This window comes from Streptomyces sp. S.PNR 29, from assembly GCF_030386795.1.
In the GTDB taxonomy this organism is placed as follows: Bacteria; Actinomycetota; Actinomycetes; order Streptomycetales; family Streptomycetaceae; genus Streptomyces.
On record NZ_JANUQM010000014.1, the window covers coordinates 1 to 25,906 of the forward strand.

Below are 25,906 nucleotides of genomic sequence, written 5' to 3' on the forward strand. Positions count from 1 at the left end.
GATGGGGGGCAGGTAGACGACGTCGAAGCCCATCGCGGCGATCGCGGGCAGCCGGCGGGCGGCGGTGCGGAAGGTGCCGTGCGGCTGCTCGGGGGTGCCCTCGGAGCGGGGGAAGAACTCGTACCAGGACCCGAACAGCGCCCGCTCCCGCTCCACCAGCAACGGCAGCGTCTCGGAGGCGGTGACCAGCTCGCGCAGCGGATGCCGGGCCAGCACCGCGTCCACCTCGGGCGTCAACGCCGCGGCGAGCCGTGACGCGGCGGGGCGGCTTTCGTCCCTCAGGGCCTCCACGGCGGCGAGGACCACCTCCCGCCCGTCGTCCTCGGGTACACCGGCCGCGGCCCGCTCGTACAGGCGCGCGCCCTCCTCCAGGACCAGGTCCGTGTCCATCCCCGCCGGGATCTTGATCTGGGCGTGGTGCCGCCAGGTGGTGACCGGATCGGCCCAGGCCTCCACCGTGTACGTCCACAGGCCGGGTTCCCCGGCGGTGACGGTGGCTCCCCAGCGATCGGTACCCGGAGCCAGTTCCCGCAGCGGCGTCCACGGTCCGGGACGCCCCTGCGGATCCTTCAGTACGACATTGGCGGCGACGGCGTCGTGCCCCTCCCGGAACACGGTGGCCGATATCTCGAACGACTCGCCGGTGACCGCCTTGGCGGGCCTGCGCCCGTGCTGGACGATCGGGCGGACGTCGAGGACGGGTATGCGCCCGACGGCGGTCGCCCCACCCGCCGAGGGTGGCTCCGGGGCCGGCGGACCGGCCGCGGCAGGGCGCACGGAAACTGCTTCGGTACTGGACGTCGGGGGTGCTGACGAGTGGTGCGTGGCGGGCATGACCGCTCCTGTCCGCGTCAACGTGGGTGGGCGGATGACTGTGGGGAGGTGGGTCCTGCGGGTCTACCTGTGAGGTGTACGGGTCTACCTGAGGGGTGTACCGGAGGAGCCTTCCCACACTCTTCGGGTGGGCAATCCGGCACTTTGTTAACTACTCACGCGTATGTCTACACACAAGACCGGCCTCGTCCGTCACGGACGAGGCCGGTTTCCGCACGCTCCGCTCACGAACGCGGCGCCTGCAGAAGTCTGTTCGGCGAATCGAGGCCCCGCCTCGACACTTTCCCGGACACCGCGCCCGCGACCAGCGCCTTCGACACCTGCGCCGGCGTGGCCCCGGGGTGGCCGGCCAGGTGGAGCGCGGCCGCACCGGCGGCGTGCGGCGACGCCATCGACGTACCGGAGCGGGACGCCTTCGCGGTGTCACTCGTGTGGGACGCCGAGGTGATCGCCACACCCGGGGCGAACAGGTCGAGCGCCGAGCCGAAGTTCGAGAAACTTGGCCGGACATCGTTCCTGTCGGTCGCGCCGACCGTGATCGCCTGCGGCACCCCGGCCGGGGAGTACCGGCCCGCCGGCCGCCCCTCGTTGCCCGCCGCGACCGTGTATGTGACGCCGGACGCGATGGAGGTGCGGACCGCGGCGTCCAGCTGGGCGTTGCGGGGGCCGCCCAGGCTCAGGTTGGCGACCGCCGGCTTCCTGGCGTGTCGCGTCACCCAGTCGATGCCGGCGATCACCTGGGCCGTGGTGCCCGAACCGGCGTCGTCGAGGACGCGCACGCCGACGATCCTCGCCTGCTTCGCGACGCCGTACGTCGTCCCGGCGACGATGCCCGCGACATGCGTGCCGTGCCCGTTGCCGTCCTGGGCCGTCCCGTCGTTCTGCACGAAGTCCCAGCCGTGGCTCGCCCGGCCGCCGAAGTCCCTGTGCGTGGTCCGGACGCCGGTGTCGATCACGTACACGGTCACGCCCCGGCCCGCCGCCCGTGGCCATGTGTAGTTCTCGTCCAGCGGCAGGTTCGGCTGGTCGACGCGGTCCAGGCCCCAGGAGGGCGGGCTCTTCCGGGCGTGGTCCAGGGTGACGCGGGTGTCCTGGACGACGGAGGCGACGCGGGAGTCGGCCGCGAGGAGCCGCGCCTGTCTGTCGTCGGCCCTGATCGCGTAGCCGTTCAGGACCGTGCCGTAGGTGTGGCTGATGTCCACCCCGTACTTCTCGGCCAGGCTCTTTCCGGCCGCCGACGGGGCCTTCGTTCCCTCCTTGAGGGTCACCAGGTAGCTTCCGGTCACGGAGCCGGGTGCTCCGGCGCCGAGTATCCGCCCCTCCGGTGCGGCGTGCGCGGGCAGGGTGGTGGCCGAAAGCGCCACGGCGCAGCTCACCGCGGCCAGACCCCCCGCCCGGCGCAGACGCCGTGTTCGCGTCCGTGCCATGGTGTGAGTTCCCCTCCTCAACCCGGCGTACGGCAGCCGTGGTTGGCCGGCTTGGCCGGATGCGCGGGCCGGTACGCCATGGGGCAGCCTTTCGTGGCGGGTGAAGCACCACAAGGGCGCCTGCAGGGGCGGAATCGGCCATATCGGTCATGGGGGGCGTGGGGCGGCCGGGGTGCTTTCGGGGCGGGGAGGCCAGGGCGCCCGGATGGGCGGGTCCTGCTTTCAGGTGGGTAGTGCGGCCAATGCGGGGCGCAATGTCCGGTGGTGGTCCTATGATCGGCTCCACGTGTGGTGACGAAGTGTGGGGGAGCCGGGGCATGGAGTCGTACCAGGGGGACGCGAACGGCGCGCAGGCCACGGAGGAGCTGGAGTTCCTGGTGGTCGACGACACGGGCGACGAGCACGGCGGCCGCGACAAGTCGTGGCGGCGCGGCGCCGGCGGCGACACCGAACCGGTGCAGCGGCGCCGCTTCAAACCGGCCGACCTGAACGCCCAGTTGACCCGCACCCTCAACGGACTGAGCGAGGCCTTCGACGGACTCCAGCAGGCGGGCCCCGACGGCTGGGGCATCTCCGAGGTGCAGGTGTCCTGCCAGCTGACCGCCTCCGGACAGCTCGTCGTCCTCGGTGTCGGCGCCCAGGCCCAGCGCACCGGCGGCATCCAGCTGACGCTGACGCCGCGGCCGGCCGGCAGTGAGCGGTAGCGGGGGCGGACCGGGCGGGAAAGAGGGACGGTTCCGCGCCCTGCTGGTGGGCGTGGACCACTACAGCGATCCCGGCTTCGGACCGATGCCCTTCATCACCAGCGAACTGCGGGGGCTGGCCGACGCGTTGAAGGCCGCCGGGTACCAGGACGCGCAGGTCCTCGACGCCGACGAACTGCACGGCACGGCGATCAAGACCGAGGTCGAGTCCTTCGTCTGCCACGCCGCACCCGGTGACCACCTGCTGCTCGTCCTGTCCGGCCACGGCCTCCACAAGGACGGAGCGGACTTCCTGGTCACGGGACCCGCGCGCAGCTCCTCCCGGCACTTCCTGGACACCTGCCTGCGGATCGAGTTCGGCGACTACCTGATGGATTCCAAGGCCGAACAGCTCGTCGTCGCCGTCGACGCCTGCCGCGTGGACTTCGAGGACATGTTCACCAAGTCCGGCCCCGACCAGCACGGCTGGGGCAAGGGCGGCACCGGCTACGGCGGACGCCCCCGGTACGCCCACGTCTACGCCTGCACCCGCTACGGGGTGGCCGGATTCGGCCCCGCGGCCGGACCACTGGAAGGCACACCCTCCGGGACCGAGTCCAAGGGGTTCTCGTACTTCACCAAGGCCCTCACCGAGATCGCGCAGGACCCGGCAGCTCCCGGTTCCCTCGACGCGATGGAGACCCTGCTCGACGACCGGGTGCGCACGATCGCCCAGGAGGACCGGGGGCGGTCCGACCAGGGCGTCCAGATCAACTTCGCCACCGGCAGGGAGGGCCTGCTGCTGTTCCCCGGCCGGGGACCCGGCGGGCTGGACCAGGCGCCGGAGCACCGCTGGCAGACGGCGGCCGTGGAACACGAGGCCTGGCGGCGGGTCGTGTGCGAACGGCTCGGCGACGAAGAGGCCGCCGATGCCGTCCGGCAGGTGCGCGACGCGGTGGCCCGGCTCGTCGGGCTGTGGGGGCGCGAGACCGACATCGCGGACGCGTGGCTCGCCGAGCACGGCGACATCTGGCGGCCCGCAGGCAGCGAGAGCCGGATGAGCCTCGCGATCACGAACATGCTGTACGAGTCGGCCCCCGCTTCCGGCCTGACCCTGACCGAGGCCGCGATGCTGGTCGCGGCTCCCTTCCTCTACACCGCGTTCGGCACCCGGTTCCCCTACCTGGCACGGGACATCTGGCCGTGGGCCCTGGTGGACGGCACATCCGCCGCCGAGGAATGCGGATTCGCCGACCGGGCGGCCTTCGACCGGTACTGTGCCGGGCACCTGGCCCTGATGGACCGCGAGCGCAGGGCCCGGCAGCGTGGCCGTGCCCCCGAGGCCCGCGCCATCGCCTGGTGGCTCGCCCGGCAGTGGCTGCTGCGGCTGCCCGCCACCCGGGAGGCCGTACGACGGTCCGGACTCGCCGGCCTGGAGACGCTGCCGGACCTCCCCGAGTTCGAGTCACCGCTCGTCCGCGAGGTGCTCAGCCCCGCCCGCCTGTGGCGGCTCGCCGAACTGATCGGCCTGGACCTGGAGCAGTGGCAGCCCCCGGAGCAGGACACCGTCGCCGCACAGCGCGGCGAGGAGCACACCCTCGACTGGGAGAAGACCGGCATCCTGCTCACCGTCGCCCACCACATGGCCGTCGACCCGATGCTGCTGTCCTCCCTGGTCGCAGAGCACCTGGGCATCAGCGCCCCGGTCGACGGCGAGGCCTTCCGGGCCGCGCTGCGGGACGTGACCTGGCAGCAGGACGGCCCGCGCCGCCGCGCCCTGTCCACCGCCTGCCCGCACCTCGCCGTGGAACTCGCCCTGCGTGACCACACCGACGCCCTCGACCGCGCCGTGCGCACGGTGCAGCGCGGCCCGGCCGGCGAACGCGCGGCGGCCTGGGGCGTCCCGGCCGCGTTCGGCGCGGGCAAGGTCACCCCCGCCCTCGACGAGAACCGCAGGCCCCGGTACGACAGGGCTGACGTACGGTTCCGGCTCGACGGCGACCGGGTCCGTGACCTGCTCATGGGGGAGCAGCTCTACCAGGACCGCACCCTCGCCCTGCGCGAGCTGTACCAGAACGCCCTGGACGCCTGCCGGTACCGCAAGGCCCGGACCGACCTGTGGAACGCGCGGCACCCCGACGAACCAGAAGACCCGTGGCAGGGGGAGATCGTCTTCACCCAGGGGGAGGAGGACGGCCGCCCCTTCATCGAATGCCGGGACAACGGCATCGGCATGGGCCGCCACGAACTGCGCCACCTGTTCGCCTTCGCGGGGAGCCGGTTCGTGGAGGAACGGCAGTTCCTGGAGGAGCAGGCGGAGTGGGCGAGGGCCGGGATCCCGTTCCATGCCAACAGCCGGTTCGGCATCGGTGTGCTGAGCTACTTCATGCTCGCCGACGAGATCCGGGTGACGACCAGCAGACTGCCGTCCGATTTCGGCCCCGGCGAAAAGCTGGTGGTGGACATCGACGGGCCCGGGGCGCTGTTCCGTATCACGCCGAAGGGGACGAGCCGGTGGTCGGGGACAGCGGTGCGGCTGTATCTGCGCAATCCCGACAAGACGGTGTCCTGCGGGGAGGCGATGCGCAAGCACCTGTGGGTGTCGGACTTCTCCGTGAAGGTGAAGGAAGGGGAGAACGAGCCGCTGGAGTGGCGGCCCGGAGTGCTTTCCGGGTATGTCGGCCGTGATTCCTCCGATCCGAGCGCGGTATGGCGCTACGAGGGGGACACCGCTCCCGTCCAGGACGCCGGGGACGGAGTCTGGTGGTGCGGTGGGCGCGGTGCGGTCCTCGCGGACGGACTGTGGGCCGGGGAGGCCCGCTTCGGATGCGTGGTCAACCTGACCGGGAAGCACGCCCCCAAGCTGCGCCTGGACCGCGGGGCCATGCTGGACGACCATGAGGAGTACGTGGCCGGACTCCTCGCCGAGAAGATCCCCGTGCTGTTCGAAGAGGGCGGACGGGTGCTGTCGCTGGAGTGGCTGCATGCCCTGGCCATCGGCGGATGGCCGGGACCGGGCGGTCGGACACCTCCCCCGGGCGCCAGAGACGCCCGGCGACAGACGCAGCTTGCTGATCTCATCGCGGCGCAGGCCGTGGCCCGCGGCCATGAGTTCCCGTTCGACACGCGCCACGAGGCAGGGGTGGTCGCTGACGCCGCGACCGTCGGCTGCTGTCCCGGGGACCTGCAGCTGGTCCGCCGCACCCGGACGGTCGGCGCAGTGCCCCTGATCGAGGAAGAGCCCAACATATTCGTCGAATGGCGGGCCCGAGTCTGGGCCGCCTCGGCGCCGGGCTCCGGAGTGCTGCCCCGCCGCCCGCTCCCCGTCGCGCGCCCTTCGGACGAACTGCTTTTGAGCGAGATCAGCGAGGACGATGGCAGTCCGCTTCCTCCGGGCGTGGTGCGGGCCGCTGCCCGGGCGAGCGGCCTGCCCTTCGTGGATGCCGTGGACCGCCTGAGGGAGTTCCGACTGGATCTGCCCGACGAAGAGATCCTGCGGAGGGTCGCCGATGTTCGAAATTCACGGTTTCTGAGCCGCGACGGGAACGGCATGCGCCCGTGGCTACCGGTGGGCGGCGAGGTGAGCGTCGCGGCCGTCCATAGCATGGCCCGGTTCGGCGAGGACGACCCTCGCTCCATCGTGCGCCTGCTCGCCGAGCTGGGCTTCCGCGTGCCCAGAGACGAGGAGCTCGACGCGCCGCCTTCGCCGTCGGTCGGCTGGCCGCCGGACCCGGAGCACCTCGCCAGGCTGGTGCTCCGGCGACATCTCGAACCGACCGGTCCCGAGCTGCCCCGGGACCGGCCCGTGACGCTCCCCCATCTGGTGCGGGCCGTGGCTGCCTTCCCCGGACAGAGAGCCAGGATCGAGGAGGTACTCGTCACAGCAGGCTACGAACTCCCGCAGGACCCAGTGCCCGACCAGGTGGACCAGTCCGATCTGGAAATCATCAGCCGGGACGGCGACGGTGCGCCGCCGTGGATCTCCGAGGAAGAGCCCTTTCCACTGCACCACCTGCTCAAGCTTTCCCGCAACCGCGAGGAAGGGGTGGAGCTGCTGGTCCAGCGGCTCGTTGCCCTGGGCTTCTCGCCGCCCGAACTGCCTCCCGCCGCGGAGCGGAACCTGTACTTGCGACTTGTCGACGACCTGTCCCGGTACTACCACATCGACGAGTACGGAGCCGTGACCTACCCGCGCCCGGTGGAGGCCAACGCCGTCCTGACCCTGGCCCGGAACCAGGACATGACCGACCGGGATGTCGCACGGCTGCTGACCGAACTCGGCTTTGTCGTGCCCGGCCTCGACGAGCACCCGCTCCAGCCCCGCGACTACCTCGACATGGTGCTGATGAGCCGGGACCACGATGGGGGGCCGCCCTGGCTGGACGCGGAGAGCCAGGTTCCCCGGCATCACGTGCTGCGAGCCGCGCACACGCTTGGTCTGTCGCCGGACGAGGTCGTCCACCGGTTGACCCGTTACGGCTACGACGTGGCGCGCGAACCGTCCGACGGCGACTGGTCGGCCCGTGATGACTGGGCCGTGCTCCGCAGAGGCTCACGGTATTCCGTGTGGCTCGATGCGGGAACCCCCGTCCCCCTCACCCACATCCTCCGCACCGCCCACCACCTCGGCCGCACCCCCACCGCCGTAGCCCGCCGCCTGGAACAACTCGGCCACGCACTCCCGGACGACATAGAGTTCACGGAACCTCACGATTCGTGACGAGGTGCCGCCTCGATCCGGCGACGGAGGGCGCGGAGCCCCAGCGAGGGTGACACCGACACCGGTACCGTCAAGAGAGACGACGACGCACACCGCCGTGCGTCATCCAGCGAAGCGGTGAGGTGGAATGTGAAGGCGATCCGTCGATTCACCGTCCGTCCAGTTCTCCCCGACCCCCTGCGGCCGCTCAGCGATCTGGCCCGCAACCTGCGCTGGTCCTGGCACGCGGAGACCCGCGACCTCTTCCAGTCCGTCGACCCGGAATGCTGGGCGGCCTCGGGCGGCGACCCCGTACGGCTGCTCGGTACCGTCCGCCCCGCGCGCCTGGCCGAGCTGGCCGAGGACCGCCGTTTCCTGCGCCGCCTCACCGCGGTCGCCGACGATCTGCACGACTACCTGACCGGCGACCGCTGGTACCAGGCCCAGCCCGCCGAACTCCCGGCCGCCGTCGCCTACTTCTCACCCGAGTTCGGCATCACAGCCGCCCTGCCCCAGTACTCCGGCGGCCTCGGCATCCTCGCCGGCGATCACCTGAAGGCGGCCAGCGATCTCGGTGTGCCTCTCATCGGGGTCGGGCTGCTCTACCGGCACGGTTACTTCCGGCAGACCCTGTCCCGCGACGGCTGGCAGCAGGAGCACTACCCCGTCCTCGACCCCCACGAGCTGCCGCTGGTCCTGCTCAAGGAGGCCGACGGCACCCCCGCCCAGGTCAGTCTCGCCCTGCCCGGGGGCAAGGAGCTGCGCGCCCGTGTCTGGCTGGCCCAGGTCGGCCGTGTCCCGCTGCTGATGCTGGACTCGGACGTGGAGGAGAACGACCTCGGCGAGCGCGGTGTGACCGACCGGCTCTACGGCGGCGGCAGCGAGCACCGGCTGCTGCAGGAGATGCTGCTCGGGATAGGAGGGGTCAGGGCGGTGCGGACGTACTGCCGGCTGACCGGGCATCCCGAGCCGGAGGTCTTCCACACCAACGAGGGCCACGCCGGCTTCCTCGGCCTGGAACGCATCGCCGAACTCTGCGCGGAGGGGCTGGACTTCGACTCCGCCCTGGAAGCGGTCCGGGCCGGGACCGTGTTCACCACGCACACCCCCGTCCCGGCCGGCATCGACCGCTTCGACCGCGAACTGGTCGCCCGCCACTTCGGCCCGGACGCCGAGCTTCCGCGTATCGACGTCGAGCGCGTCCTCAGGCTCGGCATGGAGACCTACCCCGAGGGCGAGCCCAACCTCTTCAACATGGCGGTGATGGGCCTGCGCCTCGCCCAGCGCGCCAACGGCGTCTCCCTCCTGCACGGCAACGTCAGCCGCGAGATGTTCTCCGGGCTGTGGCCCGGCTTCGACCCCGACGAGGTGCCGATCACCTCGGTCACCAACGGGGTGCACGCCCCCACCTGGGTCGCCCCCGAGGTCTTCCGGCTCGGCGCCCGGGAGATCGGCGTCCAGCGCACCGAGGACGCGCTGAGCGTCGGCGACTCGGAACGCTGGGACGCGGTCGCCGGCATCCCCGACCAGGACGTCTGGGAGCTGCGCCGGACGCTGCGCGAGCAGCTGGTGACGGAGGTGCGGGCGCGGCTGCGTGCCTCCTGGCGGCAGCGCGGCGCGGGCGAGGCCGAGCTGGGCTGGATCGACGGAGTGCTCGACCCGGAGGTCCTCACCATCGGGTTCGCGCGGCGCGTCCCGTCGTACAAGCGTCTGACGCTGATGCTCCGCGACCGCGACCGGCTCATGGACCTGCTGCTGCACCCCGAGCGGCCGATCCAGATCGTCGTCGCCGGCAAGGCGCATCCGGCGGACGACGGCGGCAAGCGGCTCATCCAGGAGCTGGTCCGTTTCGCCGACGACCCGCGCGTCCGGCACCGGATCGTGTTCCTGCCGGACTACGGCATGGCGATGGCGCAGAAGCTGTACCACGGCTGCGACGTCTGGCTGAACAACCCGCTCAGGCCGCTGGAGGCGTGCGGCACCAGCGGCATGAAGGCGGCGCTGAACGGCTGCCTCAACCTGTCGGTCCTGGACGGCTGGTGGGACGAGTGGTTCCAGCCGGACTTCGGCTGGGCGATCCCCACCGCCGACGGCGTCGGCACCGACCCGGACCACCGCGACTCCGTGGAGGCCGCCGCCCTCTACGACCTGCTGGAGCAGCGTGTGGCCCCCCGCTTCTACGAGCGGGGCCGCAACGGGCTGCCGGAACGCTGGATCGAGATGGTCCGCCAGACCCTGAGCCTGCTCGGGCCCAAGGTGCTGGCCGGGCGCATGGTCCGCGAGTACGTCGAGCGCCTCTACACCCCGGCGGCCCGGGCGCACCGCACGATGGACCCCGACTCGGCACGCGACCTCGCCGAGTGGAAGGCCAGGGTGCGGGCGGCCTGGCACGGCGTGACCGTCGACCACGTCGAGACGTCCGCCGCCACGCCCACCGCGGAGCTCGGCACGACGCTGGCGCTGCGGGTGCGGGTCGGCCTCGGCGACCTCGGCCCCGACGACGTCGAGGTGCAGGCGGTCTCCGGCCGGGTCGACTCCGAGGACCGCATCACCGACGCGACGGCGGTGCCGCTGAAACCGGTGGGCGGCCCGGACCCGGAGGGCCGCTGGGTGTACGAGGGCCCGCTCTCCCTGGACCGCACCGGCCCCTACGGCTACACGGTCCGTATCCTTCCCGCCCACCCGCTGCTGGCCTCGACCGCGGAGGTGGGGCTGGTGACGGTGCCGTCGGAGGAACTGGTGGAGGCGGCGGGGGTGCTGATGAGGTGACCGGGCAGCGGTCCGCGCGGCAGCGCGACCTGCGGCGGCCGCACCCCGTGGAATGACAACGGCCTCTCAGGGGCGGCCGCTCAGTGGTCCTTCTCGCCGCACAACCGCCGCAGCACCACCCCGCACCGCCGCGCGTACGCGTGCTGAAGTCCCCGCGTGGCGGGCCCGCCCGCCCGCGCGTACCACTTCGCACCGCGGCTGAAGGCGTTCACGGTCAGCCAGACCGTGCCGTCGCCCGTGCGGTTCACCACGAACGCCTCCTCGCCGCACTCCGGGTGGCCGGTCAGCGTGCCGTACGCCCATCCGGCGCGGCGGGGTTCCTGCACCGTCCACACCACACGGCAGGGGGCCTTGATCATGCCGGCGAGGGTGACGGTGACGTCGACGCCGGGCGCCGCCCGGTCCGCGCTCGCGTCTATGCCCACGCCCATGGCCCGGTGCATCTCCCAGGTGAGCACCGCCTCGGACGCCCGGCGGAAGACGTCCTCACCCTCCCCGAGTCGGGCACGTACGTGCAGGGGGTAGTAGCCCGGCGGGCAGAAGCCCTGCTCGCGGGTGGCGCCGACGTCGTCGTACGTGAAGGACATGGGCACCAAGACTAGGGCGGCACCCGGGACTGCCTTCCTCCCGGGTGCCGCCCTCAGCCGGTGGTTCGTCAGCCGACGTTGACGGCGGACCAGGCCGCCGCGACCGCCTTGTACTCGGTGCTGCTGGAGCCGTACAGAGCGGACGCCGCGTTCAGCGTCGCCGTGCGGGCGCCGGAGTACTTGGTCGTCGACGTCATGTACGTCGTCAGCGCCTTGTACCAGATCAGCAGGGCCTTGGTGCGGCCGATGCCGGTGACCGTGGAGCCGTTGGACGTGGGCGAGTTGTAGGTCACGCCGTTGATGGTCTTGGTGCCGCTGCCCTCCGAGAGGAGGTAGAAGAAGTGGTTCGCGGGGCCCGACGAGTAGTGCACGTCGAGGCCGCCCAGGCTGGAGGACCAGCTGTCCTTGGACGAGCCGTCCTTGCTGGGCTTGTCCATGTAGCGCAGCGGGCTGCCGTCGCCGTTGATGTCGATCTCCTCGCCGATGAGGTAGTCACCGATGTCGGAGGAGTTGTTGGCGTAGAACTCCACGCCCGTGCCGAAGATGTCCGAGGTCGCCTCGTTCAGGCCACCGGACTCGCCGCTGTAGTTCAGCCCGGCCGTGTTCGAGGTGACGCCGTGGCTCATCTCGTGCCCCGCCACGTCCAGCGAGGTCAGCGGGTGGGTGTTGCTCTCACCGTCGCCGTAGGTCATGCAGAAGCAGCTGTCGTCCCAGAACGCGTTGACGTACGCGTTGCCGTAGTGGACGCGCGAGTAGGCCGCCTTGCCGTCGTTCTTGATGCCGCTGCGGCCGAAGGTGTTCTTGTAGAAGTCCCAGGTGACCTGGGCGCCGTAGTGCGCGTCGGCGGCGGCGGTCTCCAGGTTGGACGGGTTGCCGGTGCCCCACACGTCGTCGGAGCCGGAGAAGAGCGTGCCGGTGCCGGAGGTGCGGCGGTTGAGGTTGTAGGTCTTGTGGCTGCCGCGCGTGCCGTCGGTGAGGGTGTACGTCGAGCCGGACTTGGTGGTGCCGAGGGTGACCGTGCCGGAGTACGTGGTGTTGCCGGTGCCGGTCTCGATGCCCTGGTACTCGTAGAGCTTCTTGCCGGTGGCCGCGTCGGTGATGACGTGCAGTTCGTTCGGGGTGCCGTCGTCCTGCAGGCCGCCGACGACCGTCTCGTAGGCCAGGGTCGGCCTGCCGTCCGCGGCCCAGATCACCTTGCGGGGCGCGGAGTCGGCCTCGGTCTTCTCCGAACCGGCGGCCTTCGCGGCCGTCAGTGCCTGCTTCTCGGCCTTGGCGGCGGGCAGCTCGGCCGTCGTCGAGGCGACCTTGATGGTCGCCTTGGTCGCCTTGGTGACGCCCTGGGTCTCGCCCGACTTCGACTCGTGCACGACGAGGTCGCCGCCGAGGACCGGCAGGCCCGCGTAGGTGCGCTCGTAGCGGGTGTGGACCGTACCGTCGGCGTCCTTGACGACGTCTCTGACGATCAGCTTCTCCTTGGCGCCGAGGCCTATCTCCCGGGCGGCCTCGGGCGCGTCGGCCTGCTGCTGCTTGATGAGGGACGCGCGGGCGGGAGCGGAGAGCAGGACGGGTGCGCCGGCCAGAGCCGGCTTCCCGGCCGCGGCGGGGCCGGCCGCGGCGCTGGTCGTGGTCAGGCCGGTGGTGAGCAGGGCGCCGGCCGCGACAGCGGTGGCGATGGCCAGGGTGGTGCGGTGGTGACGCGCGTAGCGGGGGGTCACACGAGCTCCTTTTGTGGGGGATGTGCTGTGGTGCTGTGCGGCGGGTGGAGGAAGAGTGACACCTGGGACGCGTACATGTCAGGAGGGGGTAGTGATGTTGGCCGAAAGTCGACCGGCCGGTGAATGTTTCGGGAACATGAACGGCGCCGCCCCGGCGGGAGTAGGCCCCCGGGGCGGCGCCTTCGCCTGGTCTACGGGAAGGTCAGCTTCCAGCTGTTGATGTAGCCGGTGTCCTGGGCCGCGTTGTCCTGGACCCGCAACTGCCAGACCCCGTTGGCGACTTCGGAGGAGGCGTCCACCGTGTACGTGGTGTTGAGGTTGTCGGCGCTCCCGCCGGTGCCGTACGCCTTCAGCGTGTACGCCGTGCCGTCGGGGGCGACCAGCTGCACCTGAAGGTCACCGATGTAGGTGTGGACGATGTCGACGGCCACCGCGAGGTTCGACGGCGCGTTGCCCGTCCGGCCGGAGACGGTGATCGACGACGTGACCGCTGCTCCCCTGTCCGGAATCGACACGTCGGCGGTGTTCTCGAAGGAGGTGCCGCCACCGCCCCCGCCGCCGGAGCGCGAGCCGACGTTGATGCCCGCCCACGCGTCCTGCACCGCCTTGTACTCGGCGCTGTCGGTGCCGTACAGCTCACCGGCCGCCGCGAGGGTGCCGGTGCGGGCGCCCGCGTAGTTGGTGGTCGAGGTGAACTTGGTGGTCAGCGCGCGGAACCAGATCTTCTCGGCCTTGGCCCGGCCGATCCCGGTGACCGGAAGACCGTCCGAGGTGGACGAGTTGTAGGTGACACCGTTGATGGTCTTGGTGCCGCTGCCCTCGCTCAGCAGGTAGAAGAAGTGGTTCGCGGGACCGGACGAGTAGTGCACGTCGATCGACCCGATGCCGGAGTACCAGCTGTCCTTGGACGAGCCGTCCTTGCTGGGCTTGTCCATGTAGCGCAGCGGGGTGCCGTCGCCGTTGATGTCGATCTCCTCGCCGATGAGGTAGTCACCGACGTCGGAGGCGTTGGCCGCGTAGAACTCGACCGCCGTGGCGAAGATGTCGGACGTGGCCTCGTTCAGGCCGCCGGACTCGCCGCTGTAGTTGAGGCCCGCGGTGTTGGAGGTGACGCCGTGGGTCATCTCGTGACCGGCCACGTCGATGGACGTCAGCGGGTGGGTGTTGCCCGAGCCGTCGCCGTACGTCATGCAGAAGCAACTGTCGGACCAGAACGCGTTGACGTAGTTGTTGCCGTAGTGGACCCGGCTGTACGCGCCCACGCCGTCACCGCGGATGCCGCTGCGGCCGTGCACGGTCTTGTAGTAGTCCCACGTCAGCGCCGCGCCGTAGTGCGCGTCGGCGCCCGCGGTCTCCGCGTTGGACGCGCTTGAGTTGCCCCACACGTCGTCCGCGCCGGAGAACAGCGTGCCGGTGCCGGAGCTGCCGCGGTTGAGGTTGTACGTCTTGTGGTTGCCGCGCGCCCCGTCGGTCAGGTTGTACGTGGATCCCGACTGCGTGGTGCCGAGGGTGACCGTGCCGCTGTACATGGTGTTGCCGGTGCCGGTCTCGATGGCCTGGTACTCGTAGAGCTTCTTGCCGGTGGCGGCGTCGGTGATGACGTGCAGTTCGTTCGGGGTGCCGTCCTCCTGGAGGCCGCCCACGACCGTCTCGTACGCGAGGACCGGCTTGCCGTCCGCGGCCCAGATCACCTTGCGGGGCGCCCGGTTGACGTCGGGGCTCTTGGCGTCGTCGGCCTTCGCGGCGGCCAGCGCCTGCTTCTCGGCCTTCGCGGCGCTGATCGCGGGCTTCAGCGTCGCCGGCTTGATGGCGGCCCGGGTGGCCTTGACGATGCCCGTGGTACGCCCGGCCTTCGACGTCTCGACGACCAGGTCCCCGCCGAGCACCGGCAGGCCGTCGTACGTGCGCTCGTACCGCGTGTGCAAGGTGCCGTCGCGGTCCTTGACCACGTCACGGACGACGAGCTTCTCCTTGGCGCCGAGGCCCAGGTCCTTCGCGGTGTCCGCTGTGGTGGCGTCGGCCTCGCGGATCAGCGCGGCGCGCTGGGCGGGGGTGAGCCGGACCGACTCCGAGCCCGGGGTGGCCTTGCCCGCGGCCGACGGTGCCTTCTCCGGGGCGGCGGTGGCGGCGCCCGTCTGGAACGCGGCGGCGATCAGCGCGGACACGCCGACGAGGGCGACGGCGGCGGCGCGGCGGGGCGACGTGGGGCGCTGTGCTGTGTGGGAGGTGCGTCTGTGGGAACTGCTGCTCAACACTGACTCCTTCTGCGCGGCCGCGGGTCGCGCGGCCAGGGGAGACCGGTCGGCGGGTGGGCCGTCCGGGCAGAACAAGGCGGTACGCAGAACCACGTGCAGAGGAACGTGTGTGGCGCTCCGGGGATGTCTCTGTGGGGTTTCTGTGGAGCGGCCGTGGGAAGAGTGGCAGCAGATGGCCCTTTCTGTCAGGAGCGCGTCAGGAAGTTGACCAGAATTCGTTCGTTGTCCGGGAGTTGCCGTCCGTTATGCGGAGCCGCTGCCGGGCCGGTCACCCGCCACCACAGGCTCACGCCAGACTGTCCCGCCAGGCCCGGTGCAGGTCCGCGAACCGGCCCGTGCCGCCGATGAGTTCGGCCGGGCTGCCGTCCTCGACGATCCGCCCGTGCTCCATCACCAGCACCCGGTCGGCGATCTCGACGGTCGACAGCCGGTGCGCGATGACGACCGCCGTCCGCCCCCTCAGCACCGTCGCCATGGCGCGCTGCACGGCCTTCTCGCCGGGGATGTCGAGGGAACTGGTCGCCTCGTCCAGGATCAGCACGGCCGGGTCGGCGAGCAACGCCCGGGCGAACGCGACCAGTTGGCGCTGACCGGCGGAGATACGACCACCCCGCTTGCGGACGTCGGTGTCGTAGCCGTCGGGCAGCGCGCTGATGAAGTCGTGCGCACCGATCGCCTTCGCGGCCCGCTCGATCTCCTCGCGGGACGCGTCGGGGCGGCCGATGGCGATGTTCTCGGCGACCGTGCCGGAGAACAGGAACGCCTCCTGCGTCACCATCACCACCCCGCGCCGCAGTTCCGGCACGGCGAGGTCGCGCAGGTCGACGCCGTCCAGCAGGACCCGTCCGCCGGTGGGGTCGTAGAACCGGGCGAGCAGCTTGGCCAGCGTCGACTTCCCCGCGCCGGTCGAGCCGACCACCGCGACCGTCTGCCCGGCCGGGACGGTGAGGTCGAAGCGGGGCAGGACCTCGCCGCCCGTGCGGTAGCCGAAGCGGACGCCGTCGAACACGACCTTCCGGCCGGGCTGCTCGCCCTCCAGGGGCGGGAGCTGCCGGGGAGCCGACGGCTCGGGCACGGACGGCGTCTGCGCGAGCAGCCCCGCGATCTTCTCCAGCGAGGCCGCCGCCGACTGGTACGAGTTCAGGAACATGCCGAGCCGGTCGATGGGGTCGTACAGCCGCCGCAGATACAGCACCGCCGCCGCCAGCACACCGAGGGCCAGCGTGCCGTCCGCCACCCGGTAGGCGCCCCACAGCACGATCGCCGCGACGGCCGTGTTGGCGATCAGCCGGGAGCCGGTGACATAGCGGGCCATCTCCAGCAGCGCGTCGCCGTTCCTGAGCTCGTGCCGCCGGTTCAGCGCGCCGAATTCGGCGTCGTTGGCGGCCTCCCGGCGAAAGGCCCGGACCGGCCGGATGCCGTTCATCGTCTCCACGAACTTCACGATCACGGCGGCGATGGCCGTGGACCGCTGCGTGTACACCCGCCCCGCACGCCGCCGGTACACCCGCACCAGCCCGTACAGCGGCACGAAGGACGCCACCGCGACGGCGCCTAGCCCCAGGTCCAGCCAGAGCAGCATCGCCGAGATGTAGACGAAGGACAGCACGATCGTGACCAGCTCCTGCAGGCCCTCGTCGAGCAGTTCCCGCAGCGACTCCACGTCCGTGGTGGAGCGGGAGATGAGCCGGCCCGAGGTGTAGCGCTCGTGGAAGTCGACGCTGAGGGCCTGCGCGTGCCGGAAGATCCGGCCGCGCAGGTCGAGCAGCACGTCCTGGTTGACGCGGGCGGAGGCGGCGATGAACGCGTACTGCAGCCCGCCGGAGGCCAGGGCGCACGCCAGGTAGGCCACGCCCACCGCGATCAGCGGCCCCCGGTCGTGGTCGCGGAGCGCGGGGACGGCGCTGTCGATGGCGTACGCCACCAGCAGCGGGCCCGCCTGCACCGCCGCCTGCTGGAGCAGCAGCAGAAGGGTCGTGACGGCTACGCGGGCCTTCATCGGGGCGAGCAGGGAGCGCAGCAGGGCGCCGGTGGCGCCCGGGGGAGAGGGCAGGACGTCCCGGTCGAAGGAGTCGCCCGCCGTGGGGGGTTCTTCGGCGGGCCGCTCCTGGTCGGGTGCGGTGGGCGTGGGCGTCGCCGTCATCGGTCGGCCTCCTCGGTCCCGGCCATCAGATGGGCGTACTCGGCGTTGGTGCGCAGCAGTTCCTGGTGGGTGCCGACGGCGGCGACCCGGCCGCCGGAGAGCAGGGCGACCCGGTCGGCGAGCAGGACCGTGGACGGGCGGTGCGCCACGATCAGCGCCGTGGTGTCCGCGAGCACCTGCCGCAGGGCGGCCTCCACGGCGGCCTCGGTGTGCACGTCCAGCGCGGACAGCGGGTCGTCGAGGACCAGGAACCTCGGCCGCCCGACGACCGCCCGCGCGAGCGCGAGGCGCTGCCGCTGGCCGCCGGACAGACTGAGCCCCTGCTCGCCGACCTGTGTGTCCGTGCCCTGCGGCAACGCGTGCACGAAGTCGGCCTGTGCGACCGCCAGGGCCCGCTCCAGCTCCGCCGGTCCGGCCGTGTCGCCGGCGCCCATGAGAACGTTGTCGCCGACGCTCGCGGAGAAGAGAGTGGGTTCCTCGAAGGCGACGGCGACCTTGGCGCGCAGCTCCTCGCGGGACATGTGGGTGATGTCCACGCCGTCCAGCGTGATCCGTCCCGACGTCAGCTCGTGGAGGCGGGGGATGAGAGCGGTGAGGGTCGTCTTCCCGCTTCCGGTGGCACCGACGAGGGCCATGGATTCGCCGGGGCGGATGTGGAGGTCGACGCGGTCCAGGACGGGCGGGGAGCCGGGCGGGGCGTCGGGGTAACGGAAGCGGACGTCGTGGAACCGCAGCCCGCTGTCCTTGGTCTCCGTCTCCGTCTCCGCCGAGCCGGTGCGCGGCACGGCGGCCGGTGACTCCGGCTCCGCGTCCATCACCTCGAAGTACCGCTCCGTCGCGGTCGCCGCCTCCTGACTCATCGCCAGCAGAAACCCGATCGAGTCCACCGGCCACCGCAGCGCGAGCGCCGTCGACAGGAACGCCACCAGCGTCCCCGCCGACAACTGGCCGTCCGCGACCTGCACGACCCCCAGCACCAGCGCCGCCCCGATCGCCACCTCCGGCAACGTCACGATGACGCCCCAGATCGTGGCGAGCAGCCGCGCCTTGTGCAGCTCGGTCCCCCGCAGCGTCCGCGACAGCTCCCGGAACGCCCGCGCCTGGCTGCGGTGCCGTCCGAAGCCCTTGATGATCCGGATGCCGAGCACGCTCTCCTCGACGACGGTCGTCAGATCGCCGACCTGGTCCTGCGCGCGCCGCGCGACGGCCGCGTACCGCCGCTCGAAGATCACACAGGTGATGACGACCGGCGCGGCGGGCCCGAGGATCACCAGCCCCAGCGTCCAGTCCTGCAGCAGCATGATGACCACGCCGACCAGGATCGTCACGCCGTTGACCAGCAGGAACGTCAGGGGGAAGGCGAGGAACATGCGCAGCAGCATCAGATCCGTCGTGCCCCGCGACAGCAGCTGCCCCGACGGCCACCGGTCGTGGAAGGCCACCGGCAGCCGCTGCAGATGCCGGTACAGATCCGCCCGCATCTCCGCCTCGACGTGCGACAGCGGCCGCGCCACCAGCCAGCGCCGCAGCCCGAACAGCAGCGCCTCGGTGAACCCGAGCAGCAGCAGGTACAGCGCCCCGAGCCACACGCCCGCCGGGTCCCGGTCGGCGACCGGCCCGTCCACCATCCACTTCAGGACGAGCGGGATCACCAGCCCCACGCAGGAGGCGAGGACCGCGACGAACGCGGCGGTGAACAGCCGGGCGCGCACGGGCCGCACGTACGGCCACAGGCGCAGCAACGTGTGTACGGCGGAACGCTTCTCGGAGTCCTTGGCGGTGGCACGAGTCGTGGACATCAGCAGCGAGCCTACGGACCGCCACTGACACTGCCCACCGGGTTTTGGCCGGACCGGGATCGGGCGCAGGTCCTACGACCTGCGTGTTCGAGGCGCGCCGCATCGGCAGTGCCCCTCACCCGAACACAGCTTTCACCCGGTCGCGCCGTCGGGGACGCCGGCGGGACCGGGCAGCACCAGTGCGTCAGCCGGCCACCCTCAGCAGCAGCACCGTCCGCGCCGGCACCGTGATCGCCGTTCCCGCCCGGTGCTCCACGCCCGGCGCCCCGGCCTGCTCCTCCCGGCCGGTGTCGACGACCACCTCGTACCGCTCCGCCCACGGCGGCCCCGGCAGCACGAAGCTCACCGGCCCGTCCCCGGCGTGCAGGACGGCCAGGAAGCTGTCGTCGACGATCGGCGCGCCGCGCTGGTCCCGGCCCGGGATGTCCAGGCCGGACAGGTACATGCCGAGGGTGGCGGCGGGGGCGTACCAGTCCCCTTCCGTCATCTCCGTGCCCCGGGGGGTGAACCAGGCCAGGTCCCGCAGGCCGTCCGCGGAGTGCGCCCGGCCGGAGAAGAAGGCCCGGCGGCGCAGCACCGGGTGCCGGTGGCGCAGGGCGATGAGGCGGGAGGTCAGGTCGAACAGGGCCTTCCAGCCCGGGTCCTGGAGCAGCCCCCAGTCGACCCAGCTGGTCTCGTTGTCCTGGCAGTAGGCGTTGTTGTTGCCGCGCTGCGTCCGCCCCAGCTCGTCGCCCGCGACCAGCATCGGCACTCCCGTCGACAGCAGCAGTGTCGTCAGCAGGTTCCGCAACTGGCGGCGCCGCAGCGCGCGGACGGGCTCGTCGTCCGTCTCCCCTTCGGTGCCGCAGTTCCAGGACCGGTTGTCGTCCGTCCCGTCCCGGTTGCCCTCGCCGTTGGCCTCGTTGTGCTTGCGGTCATAGCTCACCAGGTCCCGCAGGGTGAACCCGTCGTGCGAGGTGATGAAGTTGACCGACGCGTACGGCCTGCGCCCGCCCCAGGCGTACAGGTCGCTGGAGCCCGACAGGCGGTAGCCCATCTCCCGTACGTCCGGCAGGGCATGGCGCCAGAAGTCCCGTACGGCGTTGCGGTAGCGGTCGTTCCACTCCGTCCACAGCGGCGGGAACGCGCCCACCTGGTAGCCGCCGGAGCCGACGTCCCACGGCTCGGCGATCAGCTTCACCCGCCGCAGCACGGGGTCCTGGGCGATGACGGCGAGGAACGGGGACAGCATGTCCACGTCGTGCATGGAGCGGGCCAGCGCCGCCGCCAGGTCGAAGCGGAAGCCGTCCACGCCCATCTCCGTCACCCAGTAGCGCAGGGAGTCGGTGATCAGGCGCAGTACGTGCGGCTGGACGACGTGCAGGGTGTTGCCGCAGCCGGTGTAGTCGGCGTACCGGCGCGCGTCCGGCTGGAGGCGGTAGTAGCCGCGGTTGTCGATGCCCTTCAGGGAGAGCATGGGGCCCAGCTCGCCCGCCTCCGCGGTGTGGTTGTAGACCACGTCGAGGATGACCTCGATCCCGGCCGCGTGCAGCGCGCGCACCATCCGCCTGAACTCACCGACCTGCTCGCCGGTGGTGCCGGAGGCCGCGTAGGCGGCGTGCGGGGCGAAGTAGCCGATGGAGTTGTAACCCCAGTAGTTGCGCAGCCCCCTGCGCAACAGGTGGTCCTCGTGCGCGAACTGGTGCACCGGCAGCAGCTCCACCGCCGTCACGCCCAGCTTCACCAGGTGCTCGATCGCCGCCGGGTGCGCGAGACCGGCGTAGGTGCCGCGCAGCTCCCGAGGTATGCCGGGGTGCAGCTGGGTGAAGCCCTTGACGTGCAGCTCGTAGATCACCGAGTCCGCCCAGGGCGTCTTCGGCCGGCGGTCGTCCTCCCACTCGTCGTCGGGTGCGTCGTCGTGGACGACGACGCCCTTGGGGACGTACGGCGCCGAGTCCCGGTCGTCGCGCACGGTGTCGGCGACATGCTGCTCCGGCCAGTCCCGGACGTGCCCGTACACCTCCGGCGGCAGACTGCTGTAGTCCTGCCCCCGCGCTCCGTCCACCGCGCGCGCGTACGGGTCGAGGAGCAGCTTCGCCGGGTTCCAGCGGGCGCCGGTCCAGGGGTCCCAGCGGCCGTGCACCCGGTAGCCGTAGCGCTGCCCCGGCAGTACGCCCGGCACGAAGCCGTGCCAGATCTCGTGCGTCAGTTCGGTCAGCCGGGCGCGGGTCTCCACGCCCTGGGCATCGAACAGACACAGCTCGACCGCCTCCGCTCCGCCCGCCCACAACGCGAAGTTGGTCCCCGCCACCCCGTCCGGGCCGACCCGGAACCTGGCCCCCAGCGGCATCGGAGCCCCCGGCCACACGGGCACGCTCTGCGCCCTGTGCGGAGCGCCGTTCACGACGGAGGCGGGGCGCCCGTCCTCGGTCACCGTCTCCTGCTCGGCTGCGCTCGACACCTGTCAGCCTCCCACGGCTCGCGGAACGACGTGGACCGGGCGCGGCTCCCCATGCGCGTCGTCCTCCCCCCTGTTCTGCCCAGAGCTTGGCTCGCACTCACGTTTCCCCGGGGCGGGGCTGATCGTTGGGGTTGGACGTGAGGCACGTACATGGGCGCGCACGGCGCGCGAGGGCCGCGTTGGCCGCCGTACTGACATGGGCAGGACTGCTGACCGGAGCCGCCGGCTGCACTTCGGACGGCGCGGACGGGTTCGCCGCCCTCGGCAAACCCCCCGCACCCGAGGACGTCATCCGCGTCACCCCGGGCGACGGGACCAAGGGAGTCCGGCCCGACGAGAAGCTGACGGTAGGGGTGACCGGCGGGCGGCTGGAGTCGGTGCGGGTCGTCAAGTCCCAGGACGCGCAGGAGTCCGCGGTTCCCGGGCGCATCACCGACGGAGGCCGGCGCTGGGAACCCGACGACGACCGGCTCGCCCTCGCCGCCAAATACACGGTCGACGCCGTGGCCGTGGACCGCCACGGGCATCGTTCGGCACGCCACACGACCTTCACCACGTATGTCCCCGGCAAGCGGTTCATCGGATACGTCACTCCGGAGAACCGCGCCACGGTCGGCACCGGAATGATCGTCTCCGTGGAGTTCAACCGGGAGATCACCCGCCGGGCCGCCGTCGAACGCGCCGTCCGGGTGACGGCGAAGCCGGCCGTCGAGATCCGCCCCCACTGGTTCGGCAGGTCCCGCCTCGACTTCCGCCCCGAGCACTACTGGAGGCCCGGCACCGAGGTCACCGTCGCGCTGCGGTTCCGGGACGTCGAGGGGGCGCCAGGGGCGTACGGGCTGCAGTACAAGACGTTCTCCTTCACCGTCGGCCGCAGCCAGGTCTCCCTGGTCGACGCGGCCAAGCACACCATGGAGGTGCGGCGGGACGGCGAACTGCTCGCCACCGTGCCGGTCACCGCCGGGGCTCCGAAGGCCACCACGTACAACGGCAAGATGGTGGTGACGGAGATGCTGGAGGTCACCCGCATGAACGGGGCCACGGTCGGCTTCAGAAAGAGGGACGGCCAAAGCGAGTACGACATCCCGGACGTCCCGCACGCCATGCGCCTGACCGAATCCGGCACCTTCCTGCACGGCAACTACTGGGCGGCGCCCGAGGTCTTCGGCCGGTCCAACATCAGTCACGGCTGCGTCGGGCTGCGCGACGTGAAGGGCGGCGGCTCGGACACCCCGGCGGGCTGGTTCTTCGACCGGAGCCTCGTCGGGGATGTCGTCGAGGTCGTCCACAGCAACGACAAAGTGGTCGCTCCCGACAACGGGCTCGGAGGATGGAACATGAGCTGGAAGGCGTGGAAGGCGGGCAGCGCGGTGAAGTAACCCTTGAGAGGGGCGGGTTGACCCGACGTTCCGCTGAAGTTGGGACTGAACGGTGACAATCATGAGCCGCCGACGCCCCTGACCATGTGGTTACTATGCGCCGGTGCGCGCGGGACGCACCGGGGCGGGCCTGACCAGGCCCGGGGGAGGGGAGAAGACTTGAACGTGCGACCGATTCGGGGGGCGTCGGTTGACGCGCGGGGACGGGCCGGACGGGGGCTTCCGGCGCTGATACTCGGCGTGCTGCTGACCGTCACGGCCTGCGGCGGGGGAGAGTCGGGCTCCGGGTCCGGATCCGGAGCCGGTGACGGCAGCGGCACCTCCGGTACGGCACAGAGCAAGAAGTCGCAGGCCGTCGTCAGCATCGCGCCCAAGGACGGCGCCAAGTCCGTGGACACCGGCGGCGCCCTGAAGGTCAGCGTCGGCAAGGGCAGGTTGACCGAGGTCGAGGTCAAGGACGCCCACGGCGAGAAGGTCGACGGGAAGATATCCGGGGACGGCGCCACCTGGACGCCGTCCACTCACCTGGCCGCCTCCACCAAGTACACGGTGCGCGCGGTCGCCAAGGACTCCGAGGGCCGCGAGGCCACCGAGGACTCCAGCTTCACGACGCTCACCCCGAAAAACACCTTCCTCGGCTACTTCACCCCCGAGGACGGCTCCACGGTCGGCGTCGGTATGCCCTTCTCCCTCCGTTTCAGCCGGGGCATCACCCACCCCGAGGACGTCGAGAAGGCCATCAGCATCAAGACCGAGCCGGCCGTCGACGTCGAGGGCCACTGGTTCGGCAACGACCGCCTCGACTTCCGCCCCGAGAAGTACTGGAAGGCGGGCACCAAGGTCACCGTCGACCTCGGCCTCGACGGTGTCGAGGGCCGCGACGGCGTCTACGGCGAGCAGGACAAAACCGTCTCCTTCACCATCGGCCGCAACCAGGTCTCCGTCGTCGACGCCAAGAAGCTCACGATGAAGGTCAAGCGGGACGGCAAGGTGATCAAGACCCTTCCCGTCACCACCGGCAAGCCCGGCATGGAGACCTGGAACGGCCAGATGGTCATCAGCGAGAAGCACAAGGCGACCCGCATGAACGGCGAGACGGTCGGTTACGCCGGTGACTACGACATCAAGGACGTCCCGGACGCCATGCGGCTCACCAACTCCGGCACGTTCATCCACGGCAACTACTGGGCCGGTGGCGCCTTCGGCAACTACAACGCCAGCCACGGCTGCATCGGTCTGCGCGACGTCCGCGGCGGCTGGGACAAGAGCGCGCCGGGGGCCTGGTTCTTCAACAACTCGCTCATCGGCGACGTGGTGATCGTCAAGAACTCCGACGACGCCACCGTCGCCCCGGACAACGGGCTCAACGGCTGGAACATGTCCTGGGAGAAGTGGAAGGCCTGACAGGCCACTGACGTACGGGCCCGGCGCTGTCACGGACGGCACCGGGCCCGCTGCCGTTGCGGCCGAGTGTGAGCGACGGCACCCGACCGTGTGCCGTTAGTCCCCGTTAACCTGCCTGCATGACCGTGAATCTGGAAGTCGCCGAGGGCGTCGGCACGCTGCGCCTGGACCGCCCGCCCATGAACGCGCTGGACGTCGCCACGCAGGACCGGCTCAAGGAACTCGCCGAGGAGGCCACCCGCCGCGAGGACGTGCGCGCCGTGGTGGTCTACGGCGGCGAGAAGGTGTTCGCGGCGGGCGCGGACATCAAGGAGATGCAGGCCATGGACCACACGGCGATGGTCCTGCGGGCCCGCGCCCTGCAGGACTCCTTCACGGCGGTGGCCCGCATCCCCAAGCCGGTCGTGGCGGCCGTCACCGGCTATGCGCTCGGCGGCGGCTGCGAGCTCGCCCTGTGCGCCGACTACCGCATCGCCGCCGACAACGCCAAGCTGGGCCAGCCGGAGATCCTGCTCGGCCTCATCCCGGGAGCGGGCGGCACCCAGCGGCTGGCCCGGCTGATCGGCCCCTCGAAGGCCAAGGACCTCATCTTCACCGGCCGTATGGTCAAGGCGGACGAGGCCCTGACGCTCGGCCTGGTGGACCGGGTCGTCCCGGCAGCCGAGGTGTACGAGCAGGCGCATGCGTGGGCCGCGAAGCTCACGCAGGGACCGGCGCTCGCGCTGCGCGCGGCGAAGGAGGCCATCGACACGGGACTGGAGACGGACATCGAGACCGGCCTCGCGGTCGAACGCAACTGGTTCGCGGGACTGTTCGCCACGGAGGACCGCGAGCGCGGCATGCGCAGCTTCGTGGAGGAGGGGCCCGGCAAGGCCAAGTTCCTCTGAAGGTTCCGCCGGACTCCCCGCACAGGACGCGGTGTCCGACGCGGATCCCTCGATAGGGCGGTTTGTGGCAGCCTTGGCGGCCTTCGGCCCGCCTTGTCGAGGGAGTCCGTCGATTGCCGCGGGCCGAACCGTCCCCGCACGTCAGACGAGATGTCACCGGCGCCGAAGTGTCGGCGGCACATGCCGGGGGAATCTCATGGGTTAGGGGCGCGCAAGGGGCGCATTCGCCGGGAACGGCCCCTGGGGGCGCCCCGGGCGGCCATGATGGGGGCATGGCGGGGCTGGAGGGTACGGAACAGCCGCGGGGACACGGCCGTGCGACCGCCGCGGCACGCTGGTCGCCGGCGATCGAGGACGAACACGCGCTGAAGGCGCTGGAGTTGTTCGGCAACCCGACGGAGAGGGAGATCCTCCTGCCGTCCCGCCCCGAGTCCGCGGCCACCGCGCGCCGACTGGCCCAGGTCGTGGTCCTGCGTCAGTGGGGGCTCAGCCCGAAGACCACGGAAGACGTCGTGTTGCTCGTCTCGGAACTGGTGGGCAACGCCGTACGCCACACCGGCGCCCGCATCTTCGGCCTCCGTATGCGCCGCTTACGCGGCCGGATCCGCGTCGAGGTCCGCGACCCCTCCCGGGGGCTGCCCTGTCTGATGCCGGTTCAGGAGATGGATCTCAGCGGGCGGGGGCTGTTCCTGGTCGACAAGCTGTCCGACCGGTGGGGAGTCGATCTGCTGCCGCGGGGCAAGACGACCTGGTTCGAGATGCGGGTGGCGGACCGGTAGGCGTACGTCCGTAGCGCCGCGACCCAACGGGCCGCCGATCGGATCAATCGCCCGATTTTGTGCTTAATGCCCGTTAAATGGTGTGGGTGACCATGACCGACCGTCG

15 protein-coding genes are annotated in these 25,906 nt (G+C 71.3%); 7 read left to right on the forward strand and 8 right to left on the reverse strand.

Annotated elements, in window-relative coordinates:
- Both NW895_RS31655 and NW895_RS31660 read right to left on the reverse strand, forming a co-directional pair.
- The coding region (locus NW895_RS31655) for a maltotransferase domain-containing protein (RefSeq protein WP_289939934.1) at positions 1-834 on the reverse strand (834 nt) is incomplete at its 3' end.
- A gap of 224 nt (positions 835-1,058) precedes the next feature.
- Positions 1,059-2,261 (reverse strand): S8 family peptidase, encoded by a 1,203-nt coding sequence (locus NW895_RS31660; RefSeq protein ID WP_289939936.1) that lies wholly within the window; start codon positions 2,259-2,261, stop codon positions 1,059-1,061.
- Positions 2,262-2,578: 317 nt separating this feature from the next.
- On the opposite strand from NW895_RS31660, the gene NW895_RS31665 reads away from it, so the two are divergent.
- From NW895_RS31665 to NW895_RS31675, 3 genes are all read left to right on the forward strand, one after another.
- Positions 2,579-2,965, forward strand: a complete 387-nt coding sequence (locus tag NW895_RS31665) for a hypothetical protein (protein ID WP_289939937.1) — start codon at positions 2,579-2,581, stop codon at positions 2,963-2,965.
- Positions 2,955-7,664 (forward strand): caspase family protein, encoded by a 4,710-nt coding sequence (locus NW895_RS31670; protein WP_289939938.1) that lies wholly within the window; start codon positions 2,955-2,957, stop codon positions 7,662-7,664. Before NW895_RS31665 ends, NW895_RS31670 begins: the two co-directional genes overlap by 11 nt.
- Positions 7,665-7,793: 129 nt before the next feature.
- The gene (locus NW895_RS31675; RefSeq protein ID WP_289939939.1) at positions 7,794-10,412 is read left to right on the forward strand and encodes a glycosyltransferase family 1 protein; all 2,619 of its coding nucleotides are present in this window, start codon (positions 7,794-7,796) and stop codon (positions 10,410-10,412) included.
- 80 nt (positions 10,413-10,492) lie between these two features.
- Here the strand turns inward: NW895_RS31675 and NW895_RS31680 are convergent, their stop codons facing one another.
- From NW895_RS31680 to glgX, 6 genes are all read right to left on the reverse strand, one after another.
- On the reverse strand, positions 10,493-10,999 hold the full coding sequence (locus NW895_RS31680) for a DUF1990 domain-containing protein (protein WP_289939940.1): 507 nt from the start codon (positions 10,997-10,999) through the stop codon (positions 10,493-10,495).
- Positions 11,000-11,067: 68 nt separating this feature from the next.
- Positions 11,068-12,714 carry a M4 family metallopeptidase gene (locus tag NW895_RS31685; RefSeq protein ID WP_289939941.1) on the reverse strand — a complete coding sequence of 549 codons (1,647 nt, stop codon included), beginning with the start codon at positions 12,712-12,714 and terminating at the stop codon, positions 11,068-11,070.
- Between the two features lie 191 nt (positions 12,715-12,905).
- On the reverse strand, positions 12,906-14,969 hold the full coding sequence (locus NW895_RS31690) for a M4 family metallopeptidase (RefSeq protein WP_289939944.1): 2,064 nt from the start codon (positions 14,967-14,969) through the stop codon (positions 12,906-12,908).
- A 286-nt stretch (positions 14,970-15,255) separates the two neighbouring features.
- Complete coding sequence (locus NW895_RS31695; RefSeq protein ID WP_289939945.1) at positions 15,256-17,112, reverse strand: ABC transporter ATP-binding protein; 1,857 nt, start codon at positions 17,110-17,112, stop codon at positions 15,256-15,258.
- Entirely contained in the window at positions 17,109-18,911 is a 1,803-nt protein-coding gene (locus NW895_RS31700; protein WP_289939946.1) for an ABC transporter ATP-binding protein, read from the reverse strand. The genes NW895_RS31695 and NW895_RS31700 overlap by 4 nt, the downstream gene beginning before the upstream one ends.
- Before the next feature lie 184 nt (positions 18,912-19,095).
- The gene (glgX, locus tag NW895_RS31705; RefSeq protein WP_289939947.1) at positions 19,096-21,351 is read right to left on the reverse strand and encodes a glycogen debranching protein GlgX; all 2,256 of its coding nucleotides are present in this window, start codon (positions 21,349-21,351) and stop codon (positions 19,096-19,098) included.
- A 137-nt stretch (positions 21,352-21,488) separates the two neighbouring features.
- On the opposite strand from glgX, the gene NW895_RS31710 reads away from it, so the two are divergent.
- The 4 genes from NW895_RS31710 to NW895_RS31725 all read left to right on the forward strand — a co-directional run bounded on the left by NW895_RS31710 (position 21,489) and on the right by NW895_RS31725 (position 25,800).
- The gene (locus NW895_RS31710) at positions 21,489-22,730 is read left to right on the forward strand and encodes an Ig-like domain-containing protein (RefSeq protein ID WP_289939950.1); all 1,242 of its coding nucleotides are present in this window, start codon (positions 21,489-21,491) and stop codon (positions 22,728-22,730) included.
- A 159-nt stretch (positions 22,731-22,889) separates the two neighbouring features.
- Positions 22,890-24,134: an Ig-like domain-containing protein gene (locus tag NW895_RS31715; protein WP_289939951.1), complete on the forward strand. Its 1,245-nt coding sequence runs from the start codon at positions 22,890-22,892 to the stop codon at positions 24,132-24,134.
- Positions 24,135-24,253: 119 nt separating this feature from the next.
- The gene (locus tag NW895_RS31720) at positions 24,254-25,021 is read left to right on the forward strand and encodes an enoyl-CoA hydratase-related protein (RefSeq protein WP_289939952.1); all 768 of its coding nucleotides are present in this window, start codon (positions 24,254-24,256) and stop codon (positions 25,019-25,021) included.
- Positions 25,022-25,293: 272 nt separating this feature from the next.
- Positions 25,294-25,800, forward strand: coding sequence for an ATP-binding protein (locus NW895_RS31725; RefSeq protein ID WP_289939954.1), 507 nt, complete (start codon positions 25,294-25,296; stop codon positions 25,798-25,800).
- Positions 25,801-25,906 lie beyond the last annotated feature (106 nt).

Bases quoted from the DNA above. Each gene is read 5' to 3' on its own strand.
- NW895_RS31700 (WP_289939946.1), bottom strand. From the start codon at position 18,911: ATGTCCACGACTCGTGCCACCGCCAAGGACTCCGAGAAGCGTTCCGCC.
- NW895_RS31725 (WP_289939954.1), top strand. From the start codon at position 25,294: ATGGCGGGGCTGGAGGGTACGGAACAGCCGCGGGGACACGGCCGTGCG.
- NW895_RS31695 (WP_289939945.1), bottom strand. From the start codon at position 17,112: ATGACGGCGACGCCCACGCCCACCGCACCCGACCAGGAGCGGCCCGCC.
- NW895_RS31665 (WP_289939937.1), top strand. From the start codon at position 2,579: ATGGAGTCGTACCAGGGGGACGCGAACGGCGCGCAGGCCACGGAGGAG.
- NW895_RS31680 (WP_289939940.1), bottom strand. From the start codon at position 10,999: ATGTCCTTCACGTACGACGACGTCGGCGCCACCCGCGAGCAGGGCTTC.
- NW895_RS31720 (WP_289939952.1), top strand. From the start codon at position 24,254: ATGACCGTGAATCTGGAAGTCGCCGAGGGCGTCGGCACGCTGCGCCTG.
- NW895_RS31660 (WP_289939936.1), bottom strand. From the start codon at position 2,261: ATGGCACGGACGCGAACACGGCGTCTGCGCCGGGCGGGGGGTCTGGCC.